Origin of the sequence: Pseudomonas sp. HR1 (genome assembly GCF_030175875.1) — a bacterium.
Lineage (GTDB): Bacteria > Pseudomonadota > Gammaproteobacteria > Pseudomonadales > Pseudomonadaceae > Chryseomonas > Chryseomonas oryzihabitans.
This window is the reverse complement of sequence record NZ_JASNRF010000009.1, coordinates 99647-107745: the sequence shown is the minus strand read 5'-3', so window position 1 is coordinate 107745 and position 8099 is coordinate 99647. Positions and strand designations below refer to the sequence as shown.

General features: G+C 65.6%; 8 protein-coding genes. 7 read left to right on the top strand and 1 reads right to left on the bottom strand.

All coding sequences use genetic code 11. The features are described from left to right. Nucleotides 1-83: 83 nt before the first annotated feature. Complete coding sequence (locus tag QKY98_RS22835; protein WP_007162001.1) at nt 84-461, bottom strand: hypothetical protein; 378 nt, start codon at nt 459-461, stop codon at nt 84-86. A gap of 270 nt (nt 462-731) precedes the next feature. Here QKY98_RS22835 and QKY98_RS22830 point away from each other — a divergent pair, with 270 nt between their 5' ends. The 7 genes from QKY98_RS22830 (at nt 732) to copC (ending at nt 8097) form a co-directional block, all read left to right on the top strand. Next, a complete protein-coding gene (locus tag QKY98_RS22830; RefSeq protein ID WP_027600758.1) occupies nt 732-1529 on the top strand; it encodes a DUF5020 family protein in 798 nt (265 codons plus the stop codon). A gap of 69 nt (nt 1530-1598) precedes the next feature. After that, nucleotides 1599-2975: a uracil-xanthine permease family protein gene (locus QKY98_RS22825; RefSeq protein WP_044342480.1), complete on the top strand. Its 1377-nt coding sequence runs from the start codon at nt 1599-1601 to the stop codon at nt 2973-2975. 70 nt (nt 2976-3045) lie between these two features. Next, nucleotides 3046-3702 (top strand): TetR/AcrR family transcriptional regulator, encoded by a 657-nt coding sequence (locus QKY98_RS22820; RefSeq protein ID WP_027600306.1) that lies wholly within the window; start codon nt 3046-3048, stop codon nt 3700-3702. Further along, nucleotides 3699-4283, top strand: a complete 585-nt coding sequence (locus QKY98_RS22815; RefSeq protein ID WP_284671641.1) for an IMPACT family protein — start codon at nt 3699-3701, stop codon at nt 4281-4283. Before QKY98_RS22820 ends, QKY98_RS22815 begins: the two co-directional genes overlap by 4 nt. A 195-nt stretch (nt 4284-4478) precedes the next feature. Continuing rightward, on the top strand, nt 4479-5690 hold the full coding sequence (locus QKY98_RS22810; RefSeq protein ID WP_284671640.1) for an ammonium transporter: 1212 nt from the start codon (nt 4479-4481) through the stop codon (nt 5688-5690). Between the two features lie 211 nt (nt 5691-5901). After that, nucleotides 5902-7692: a SulP family inorganic anion transporter gene (locus QKY98_RS22805; RefSeq protein ID WP_007162007.1), complete on the top strand. Its 1791-nt coding sequence runs from the start codon at nt 5902-5904 to the stop codon at nt 7690-7692. A gap of 33 nt (nt 7693-7725) precedes the next feature. Beyond that, nucleotides 7726-8097: a copper homeostasis periplasmic binding protein CopC gene (gene copC, locus QKY98_RS22800; protein WP_007162008.1), complete on the top strand. Its 372-nt coding sequence runs from the start codon at nt 7726-7728 to the stop codon at nt 8095-8097. The last annotated feature ends 2 nt before the right edge of the window (nt 8098-8099 follow it).

Genomic DNA, 8099 nt, shown 5'->3' with positions numbered 1-8099 from the left:
CAAGCCGCTTCAGCGTCTGCGCCGGAAGTGGGGCGCATTATAGGGGAGTTTCAGAGCAGGTCAACAGGTTATTTCAAAAAACTTCAATAAAGGGGGATGGGGGCCAGCCGATACCCCGCCTCGGTCGCGATGATCCGGTACTGCTTGATCTCCCCAGGAGTCAGCAGGATGGATTGGGCGACGCTGCTGGCCATGGGCGCCGCGCAACCCCCCGGGCCGGAAGAGGTAAGGCTGACGGCGATCTCGCCAGGCGGCAGATTGAAGGAAGCACTCTGACCGGCCATAAGGGTGCCGGCGAGGCGCCCCTGAATCACCAGACCTATGTCGCATCCCGAACCTGAGTAGGCATCGCCCCGGGTGATCATGAGGATGCCTGGCTGTCCCGTCCCACCCTGGGGGACCTGAGCCGAGGCGAAAGAGCAGCAGAGCAAGGCCGTCAGCATACCGATAAGCAACTTCATGACTATCTCCTGCGGGGTCGCCCAGCACCTTAGCACTGCGCGGCCCCCTGTGCGCTGTTTCGCAGCAGCGCCGCTGCGGGCGCCCCTTCAGGGCACGAAAACTGAGCAAGTGGTCAGGTTTGGTGCCCTGCCAAACAGCTGAAATTTCCCGGAATCCTTATACAAGGCGTTGAAAAATAACTATTTTCTCCCGCCCGCCGGAGCTTGGCGTCGATTTTGCTGAGCACGGCGAACGCTGCACATAACGAGAAAGCACTTCCAGGAGCCTACATGCGCAAGACCCTAACCACCGCGCTGCTGACCGCCAGCCTGTTCACAGCCGGTGCCGCCCAAGCCGCTGACAGCCCACTGCTGTGGCACGGTGAAAGCCTCACCTATCTATATGGCAAGGATTTCCGGGTCGATCCCCGCATCCAGCAGACCGTCACCTTCGAGCATGCCAGCAGCTGGACCTGGGGCGATCTCTTCCTCTTCGTCGACAGCATCTGGTTCAACGGTGCGACGAACGCCAGCGACGGTCATCAGGGCTTCTATGGCGAGATCAGTCCGCGACTGTCCTTCGGCAAGCTGTCCGGGCGGGACCTTTCTTTTGGTCCGGTCACCGATGTCCTGCTCGCCACCACCCTGGAATACGACCAGAACGATGGCGAGGGCGCCGGCCGTGACCAGCGCAACTATCTGGTCGGTCCAGGTTTCGACCTCAAGGTGCCGGGCTTCGACTACTTCCAGCTGAATCTCTATTACCGCAAGCCGGATGGCGGCAGTGCCCCCTCGGGTGCCTGGCAGCTCACGCCGGTCTGGGCCTACACCCTGCCCCTGGGCAATTCGGATCTGCTCATCGATGGCTACATGGACTGGGTGATGAACAACAAGGGCAGCTATCACGCCAATCTGCACTTCAATCCCCAAGTCAAGTACGACCTGGGCAAGGCCATGGGCTACGAGGCCAAGCACCTCTATGTAGGGACCGAGTACGACTATTGGTCGGACAAGTACGGCATCAAGGACAGCGAGGGCTTCCGTACCGACCAGAGCGTTTTCAGCTTCCTGGTGAAGTATCAGTTCTAGCCTGGCCAGACCCACTTCTGGCGCTGCAGCCGCCTTACCGGCCCGCAGCGCCACTGCGAGGTAATCACCATGCCCACTCCCGTCCACGATGATCTGCTCTATGGCCTGGACGATCGCCCGGCCCCGCTCGCGGCCTTTTGCGCCGCCCTGCAGCACGTCCTGGCGAGCTTCGTAGGGATCGTCACCCCACCGCTGATCATTGCCGGCGCCCTGGGGCTGCACGAGCACCTGCCCTATCTGATCAGCATGGGGCTGATGGTGTCGGGCGTCGGTACCTTTCTGCAGGCGCGGGGTGCCGGTGGACTGGGCGCGGGCATGATCTGCCTGCAGGGCACCAGCTTCTCCTTTCTATCCGCGGTCTTGGCAGCCGGGATGCTGGTCAAGCAGCGCGGCGGGACGCCGGAGGACATCCTGGCGATGATCTTTGGCGTCTGCTTCTTTGGCGCCTTCGTCCAGATCGGCCTGAGTCGCTGCCTGGGTCTGTTGCGCCGGGTGATCACGCCACTGGTGACCGGCATCGTCATCACCCTGATCGGCATCAGCCTGATCAGGGTGGGCGTCACCGATCTCGGCGGGGGCGCCAAGGCCGCCAATTTCGGCGCACCGATCAACCTGGCTCTCGGTGGTCTGGTGCTGGTGGTCATCATCGGCCTGAATCTGTCGCGGCGTCCGTGGTTGCGGCTGTCGGCGGTGATGATCGGCCTGCTGGTGGGCTCCCTCGCCGCCTGGACCTGTGGCCTGCTGAAACCTCAGCCGCTGCCGGACCTGCCCCTGGTCAGCGTCCCCCTCCCCTTCCATTTCGGCTTCGCCTTCGACTGGTCGGCTTTCCTACCGGTCGCGCTCATCTATCTGATCAGCACCCTGGAGACCACCGGCGACCTGACCGCCAACTGCCTGATTTCGCGGCAACCCGTCGAAGGACCCGGCTATCTGCGGCGGTTGCGGGGCGGGGTCCTGGGTGATGGGGTCGCCTGCCTGCTCGCCGCCACCTTCAATACCTTTCCCAGCACCACCTTTGCGCAGAACAACGGGGTGATCCAGCTGACCGGCGTGGCCAGCCGCCATGTCGGCTACTGGATAGGCGCCATCCTCCTGGTGCTGGGTCTGTTCCCCGTGCTGGGCGCCGTCCTGCAGCAGATTCCCAAGCCGGTGCTGGGCGGTGCGACCCTGGTGCTGTTCGGCAGTGTCGCCGCGGCCGGGATACGGCTGCTGGCGCACTGCACCCTGGATCGCCGCAGCCTGCTGATCATCGCCACCTCCCTTGGCGTGGGTCTCGGTATCGCCAGCCAGCCGACGCTGCTGGATCAGCTGCCGCCACTGGTGAAGAATCTCTTCGACACCGCGATCACCAGCGGCGGCATCACCGCCATCCTGCTCAACCTGTTGCTGCCCGAGGAGCGCCGCGCAGCGGTGACGGAATGCAGCTCGCCAGCGCCACACCGGTAAAACAGCCCTTGTGTCCAGGGCCGGGGGTACGCTATTGATGCCTGCCGCGCCTCAGGATCCTCCAGTTGTCATGACCCTTCTCGTACCCGCCCATCACGCCGGCCAGGACAAGCCGGCCGGACGCATCCGGCAGAAGAATGAGGAGTTGATCCTGAGCGCGGCGGAGGAAGAATTCGCCCGCCATGGCTTCAAGGGCACCAGCATGAACACCATCGCGCAACGCGTTGGCTTGCCCAAGGCCAATCTTCATTACTACTTCAACAACAAGCTCGGCCTCTATATGGCCGTGCTGGGCAACATCCTCGAACTCTGGGACAGCACCTTCAATCACCTGACCGTCGAAGACGATCCGGCGGCAGCCTTGAGCCGCTACATCCGCGCCAAGCTGGAATTCTCGCGTCGGCAACCGCTGGCCTCCCGGATCTTCGCCATGGAGATCATCGGCGGCGGTCATTGCCTGTACGAGTATTTCGATCAGGACTACCAGACCTGGTTTCGCAGCCGGGCAGCGGTGTTCGATGCCTGGATCGCGGCTGGCAAGATGGATCCGGTGGATCCGGTCCACCTGATCTTCCTGTTGTGGAGCAGTACCCAGCACTATGCCGACTTCGCCAGCCAGATCTGCCAGGTAACCGGGCGCACCCGCCTGACCCGGCAGGATTTCGACGAGGCGGCGCGGACCCTGACCCATGTCATCCTCAAGGGACTGGGTCTCCAGGCACCATGACCTTTACCCTGATCCAGGATGCCGCCTGCGAGGAAGAGGTGCGCAAGAGTCGTTTCCTCGCCCTCGCCGCGCCCGTCACCACGGTGGAAGCGGCCATGGCCTTCATCGACCGTGTGAGCGTGCCGACCGCGACCCACAACTGCTGGGCCTGGAAGCTGGGCAATCAATACCGCTTCAATGACGACGGAGAACCCGGTGGGACGGCGGGCCGGCCCATCCTCGCCGCCATCGAGGGGCAGGATTGCGATCAGGTGGTGGTGGTGGTCATCCGCTGGTACGGCGGCATCAAGCTGGGTACCGGCGGCCTGGTGCGCGCCTATGGCGGTTGCGCCGCCCGTTGCCTGCAACAGGCGGACAAGCAGCCGCTGGTGGTGCGGCAGGACTATGGCTTCGCCTGTACCTATGCGGAGTGGCCGCTGATCAAGGCGCGCCTGGCAGCCCTGGCGGTGCTCGTGCTCGCCGAGGACTATCAGGCGCTGAAGATCGCCTTGCGGATTGCGGTCGAGCCCCAGCGACGCGACGAGGTAGCGACGCTGCTGAGCAACCTGAGCAGTGGTCGTATCGTGATGCGTGCGCTCTAGCGGCACGACCTTTGCTATCTCCTGGTGCACGCCCTTCCGATTCGCACCGCTCTGGCGCATCCCCGCGCTAATTCCCCGTTGCGCTCTGCTTGGCGGCAAGACTGAACCTGCCGAGAGCTGCAGCACGCCCTAAAAGCGCGCATCAAGCAGCCGCCAGGCATGTTTTTGGTGCAACCCTTAGCGACGACTGCCCTGATGAACGAATTGCCTTCCGCTGTGGCGACCCTGGTCCACAGTGCCAATACCCTGTTCCTGCTGCTGGGTGCCGTGATGGTGCTGGCCATGCACGCCGGTTTCGCCTTTCTCGAAGCCGGTACCGTGCGGCACAAGAATCAGGTGAACGCGCTGTCCAAGATCCTCGCCGACTTCGCCATTTCCACCCTGGTGTATTTCTTCGTCGGCTACTGGATCGCCTATGGCGTGACGTTCTTCGCGCCTGCCCAGGTGCTGACCGCCGACAGCGGCTATGGGCTGGTGAAGTTCTTTTTCCTCGCCACCTTCGCCGCAGCCATCCCGGCGATCATCTCCGGCGGCATCGCCGAACGGGCGCGTTTCGTCCCGCAACTATGCGCCACCGCGCTGATCGTGGCCTTCGTCTACCCGTTCTTCGAAGGCCTGATGTGGAACAACAACCTGGGGCTGCAGGACAGGTTCGAAGCGCTGTTCGGCGCGCGCTTCCATGATTTCGCCGGCTCCGTGGTGGTGCACGCCGTGGGTGGCTGGCTGGCGCTGGCGGCCGTGCTGCTGTTGGGGCCGCGTCAGGGCCGCTATCGCGAAGGCCGGCTGGTGGCCTTTCCGCCGTCGAACATCCCCTTTCTGGCGCTGGGCTCCTGGATCCTGATCGTCGGCTGGTTCGGTTTCAACGTGATGAGCGCCCAGAGCCTGGCAGGCGTCAGTGGCCTGGTCGCGCTGAATTCGCTGATGGCCATGGTCGGCGGGACGGCGGCTGCCCTGCTGCTCGGGCGCAACGACCCCGGCTTCCTGCACAACGGGCCCCTGGCCGGCCTGGTCGCCGTCTGTGCCGGCTCCGACCTGATGCATCCCATCGCCGCCCTGGCCACCGGGCTGGTGGCGGGCGCCCTGTTCGTCTGGACCTTCACCGCGGTGCAGACGCGCTGGAAGCTGGACGATGTGCTGGGCGTCTGGCCGTTGCACGGCCTCTGCGGCGCCTGGGGCGGCATCGCCTGTGGCCTGTTCGGCCAGACCGCACTTGGCGGCCTGGGTGGGGTGAGCGTGCTGGCGCAACTGGCGGGCACGGGACTGGGTATCGCCGTCGCCCTGCTCGGCGGCCTGGCGGTGTACGGGCTGCTCAAGGCCGTGCTGGGGCTGCGTCTGAGTCAGGAAGAGGAATACCAGGGCGCCGACCTGTCGATCCATCGCATCGCCGCCAACAGCCACGACGGCTAGCGGCCGAGGTTACCCACAGGGACCGTGTACAGTGATGTGGATAACCCGTGCATGAAGTCACGAGAACGCCACAGAGACCGGGCTGGCGGCGACTGGTGAAGAAATGAACACGGCCTCGATGTCGTGGCGGCGAACGGCGACGGCGGGACTCGGGTAGCCCACCGGCGACCGGAATCGGTAGAGTGGGCGACCCTTGTTCCAGGAGCGCCCCATGCCCGCCCTTTCGACCCTGCTGCCCTGGCTCCGCGAGGTGGACCGCACCACCCTGAAGGCGGATCTTGGCGCGGGTCTGCTGGGCGCGGTCCTGGCGCTGCCCCAGGGCGTGGCCTTCGCCACCTTGGCCGGACTGCCTCCGCAATACGGCGTCTATGGCGCCGTGGTGCCCTGCATCGTCGCCGCCCTGGCGGGCTCCAGTCGCCATGTGGTGACCGGGCCGACCAACGCCAACTCCCTGGCCCTGCTGGCGGCGCTGTCTCCGCTGGCGCTGGCGGGCTCCGGCCCCTATATCGATCTGGCGCTGGCGGTGACCCTACTGGTCGGCCTGCTGCAACTGACGGTGGGCGCCCTGCGCCTGGGCGCGGTGGCCAACTTCATCTCGCCCTCGGTGCTGCTCGGCTTCATGAGTGGCGCCGCGGTGCTGATCGGTCTCTATTCGCTCAAGGATTTGCTCGGCTTGTCGCCGCCATTGGGCACCTCGGCCTTTGGCGTGCTCGGCTATGTCGTCGCCCATCCCCTGGCGATCCACTGGCCCTCGCTGGTGATCGGCGTGGTGACCCTGGTCGCCACCCTGCTGCTGAGGCGGCTGCGCCCGCGCTGGCCAACCATGCTGCTGGGTCTGCTGGCCGGTTGCCTGAGCGCCTGGATCCTGGAGCGCAGCGTGGCGGGCGCGGCCCAGGGGATCGCCACGGTCGGACGGATCCCCTCGGCGCTGCCGCCCTTCCATCTGCCCAACGTCACCCTGCAGGACCTGGGCAATCTCTCCGGCATCGCCGTGGCCCTGACCCTGGTGGCCCTGGGGCAGTCGCTGTCGATCGCCAAGGCGGTGGCCCAGCGCTCCGGACAGCGGCTGGACGTCAATCGCGAATTCCGTGGCCAGGGCCTGGCCAATCTGGTCGGCGGCTGCTTTTCGGCCTATGTCTCCTGCGGCTCGCTGAATCGCTCCATGCCCAATTTCGAAGCCGGGGCCCGCACCCCGCTGGCGGCGGTGTTCGCCGCCCTGCTGGTGGTGGCCCTGGTGGCCTTTGGCGGTGCCCTGATCGCGGCCATTCCGCTGGCCGCCATCGCCGCTACCCTGCTGCTGGTGGCACGCGGGCTGCTGGACCTGGGGCGCTGGCGCGAGGTGCTGAGGGTCAGCCGCACCGAGGCCCTGGTGGCCGGGGTGACCTTGCTGGCGACCCTGACCATTCCCCTGGACCGCGCCGTGCTGCTGGGCACTCTGGTCTCCCTGGTGGCCTACCTCTATCGCACCTCGCACCCGGCCATCCGCCCGCTGGTGCCGGATCCCCGTACCCCCGAGCGCCGTTTCACCCCGCTGGACGAACTGGGCCAGCCGGCGCAGGAGTGTCCGCAACTCAAGCTGGTGCGGGTGGAAGGCTCGGTGTTCTTTGGCGCCGTGCCCCATGTCGGCGATCAGTTGGACGGCTTTCGCAGCGCCCAGCCCGGTCAGAAGCACGCCCTGTTCATGACCAAGAGCATGAATTTCATCGACCTGGCGGGTAACGACCTCTGGCGGCGCGAATGGCGCGAGCGACGCGCCCAGGGTGGCGATCTCTATTTCCATCGCCCCCGCACGCCGGTGCTGCAGTTGTTCGCCAAGACCGGCTTTCTCAAGGAGCTGGGCGACGGCCATATCTTTTCGTCCAAGGATCAGGCCCTGCGCAGCATCTATCCGCGCCTGGATCCGGAGGTTTGCCGCAGCTGCACCGCCCGGACCTTCGTCGAGTGCGCGGCACGCGCGGCGGAACAGGCGCCGGGCGCGGACGCCACTCGGGCGGACTGCTAAGCTGGCGGTTTCCTTCTGCCGCTGGAGTTCTCCATGACCGCTGCCCTGCGTCTCGCTCGCCGTCTCGCCCTGACCTCTCTGCTGTTGCCGGGGCTGGCCCTGGCCCATGGTCACCTGAAGAGCGCCGAGCCTGCCCCCGACAGCACCAGCCCGGCACCGAAGCAGCTGAGTCTGAGCTTTTCCGAAGGGGTCGAGGCGTCTCTGAGCCAGGTGCAGCTGCAGCGGCTGGAGGGTCAGGCCAGTACGGCGATCACCACCGGCAAGGTGATTTCCGGTGGTGACGAACGCACCCTGGAGGTGCCGCTGGAGGCACCGCTGGAAGCGGGTCGCTACCAGGTCAAATGGCGGGTGCTGGCCAAGGACGGACACAAGACCCAGGGCGATTATCGCTTCACCGTCCAGTAAGG